This window comes from Streptomyces sp. NPDC002690 (genome assembly GCF_053592415.1).
The window spans coordinates 1-2,219 of record NZ_JBSFVR010000650.1; the positions used below are offsets into that span (position 1 = coordinate 1).

Sequence of the window (2,219 nt, forward strand, 5' to 3'; positions counted from 1 at the left end):
AAGCCAAGCGGGGACGGGGCAGGTAAAGGCCCGGTCCCCCCGGGGATCGCGCTCACGACCTCGGGGATCACCCCTCACGTCCGCCGGGCCGGTGCTCCCGTTGTCTTTTCCGGCCCGGTCTACTTGGCGACCGCGGCGGCGAGCTTGGAGAGAGGCTCGGCCAGTGCGTTGACGCTGTCGGAGAACTGCTTGCGTTCCGCCGTGCCGACCTTGTCGTACGGGACGAAAGCGGTGGCCCCCGGGGCGCTGCGGTACTTCTCCAACAGGGCGTCCAGGGCGGCGAACCGCTTGTCCAGCTCCGTCACCAGGGCCGCGTCGTTCTTCGCGGCGGTCGGCTTGAGCAGCTCGTACGCCTTCTGGGCGCCCTCGACGTTGGCCTTGAAGTCGTCGAGGTCGGTGTGGGAATAGCGGTCTTCCTCACCGGTCACCTTGCCGGTGGCGACCTCGTCCAGCAGCTCCTTGGCACCGTTGGCCATGGAGGTGGGGGTGATCTCGGCGAGACCGACGCGCTTCTGCCAGTCGGTGAGGTCGGCGTCGAGCTTGGTGGCGAGGGTCTTCTCCTCGGCCCCGATCCTCTTGTCGGCCCACAGCGCCTTCTCCAGGCGGTGCCAGCCGGTCCACTTCTGGCCGGGCTCCAGGCCGTCCTCGCGGGTGTCGGTCTCCGGGTCGATGTCGCCGAAGGACTCGGCTATCGGCTCGGTGCGCTCCCACCCGGTACGAGAGGGTGCGAACGCGGCCTTGGCCGCCGCGAGGTCACCGGCGCGGACCGCGTCGGTGAATACCTTGACCTTGGGCAGTGTCTCGTCGGCCTGCTGCTGGGTGTAGGCGCGGTAGGCGGCCACGGCGGCGTCGAGTTCGGGGCTGCGCTTCTGGGCGCCCTTGCCGGTGGCCTTGACCTGGGTGCGGATGCCGTCGCCCTTCATGCCGGGCTTGCAGGCGAACGCGTAATCGCCCGCCTTGACTTCGGCGGTGATGGTCGCCTTGGTGCCCGGCCCGATGTTCTCGCGCTCGGCGGCGATCCGGTCGTCCGGGAAGAGGACATAGAGCTCGGTGACCTTCGAGCCCTTGTTCTCGACCTCGATGGAGACCTTGCCCGCGGGGAACTCCTTCGCCGAGACCTCGCACGCGGTGTCCGAGGCGGTCACGCGCAGCGCGTCCGATCCGGCGTCCGCCTTCTGAGCGCATCCCGACGCGGTGGCGGTGACCATCGCGAGGCCTGCCGCTGCCAGAAGTGCCGTACGGGCGGAAGAGGACATCATGGCTCCAGGGAAAGGGGCGGCAGAGCCGCGAAGTTAGGCAAGGCTGCCCTTCTGACTACGGAACTGTAGACGATGGATGCCGATCCGTCTGCCCCGGCCTCGGGAATCGGTCCGGATCGCCCGCACGCGCGGTGTCGCACGGTTCGGACCGCGGGAGGGTGAGCTGGCCCGGCATCGGGTGATCTCCCGTCAGCGAGGAGCGCGCGCGCCCGGATCGAAAACGGGAAGCCGCCACGAGGCGCGGAGCCGTGTCCGTACGGCCGGTGCCGCCGCCCCGGCGGCGGCGAGCCAGGTCAGGGCGAAGAGCCAGCCGCCGATCACGTCGGCCGGCCAGTGCACGGTGAGCAGGGCCCGGCTCACTCCCACCGCGCCGGCCCAGAGGGTGAGCGCGCACCAGCAGAGCCGCGCGGCGCGTGGGGGAGCGGATCGGCCCACGGCCCAGGCCAGCAGTCCCGCGGCCAGCGCGGAGGTGGTGGCGTGACCGGACGGAAAGGCGTAACCGGAGGCGTGCGTGGCCCAGTCGGCGACGGGGGGACGCGGCCGGGCGAGGGTGAACATCACCCCGTAACGCGTTCCCTGTGCGAGCAGCAGGAAGGACGTGGCCCCCGCCGCCGCGAGCAGCCTGCCGCCGGTGCCCCGGCCCACGGCGAGCCCTGACGCGGCGGCACACAGGTAGGGGGTGGGACCCGTGCCCGTCGCCGTGACGGCGCGGGCGAGGGCCGTGACGGGGGGTGGCCGGTGCGCTATTGCCCACCTTCGCGTCTCCTCCTCCAGTGGATACGGAGCGCCGTGGCGGGCGGCGATCACCGTGGCCAGCACCGCGAACGCCCCCGCGCCCAGCGCCGCGACCACGCGCCACCGGCCCGGCGACGAGAGAGCGCCGTTCATCCGGTGGCCGTCGGGGGCCGCAGCGCGGTGCTGCCGAGCCGGCGCACCAGAGGGGCTCCGTGTCGGGCCGCG

General features: G+C 72.1%; 2 protein-coding genes. Both read right to left on the reverse strand.

The window, feature by feature from the left end; translation table 11 throughout:
• Positions 1-119 precede the first annotated feature (119 nt).
• The gene (gene efeO / locus ACWD3D_RS36335; RefSeq protein ID WP_451464927.1) at positions 120-1,259 is read right to left on the reverse strand and encodes an iron uptake system protein EfeO; all 1,140 of its coding nucleotides are present in this window, start codon (positions 1,257-1,259) and stop codon (positions 120-122) included.
• A gap of 189 nt (positions 1,260-1,448) precedes the next feature.
• On the reverse strand, positions 1,449-2,219 hold a 771-nt coding region (locus tag ACWD3D_RS36340), incomplete at its 5' end, for a phosphatase PAP2 family protein (RefSeq protein ID WP_451464928.1).

What these genes read in the sequence shown, in the direction of transcription:
- efeO (WP_451464927.1), bottom strand. Translation starts at nt 1,259, where the DNA reads ATGATGTCCTCTTCCGCCCGTACGGCACTTCTGGCAGCGGCAGGCCTC.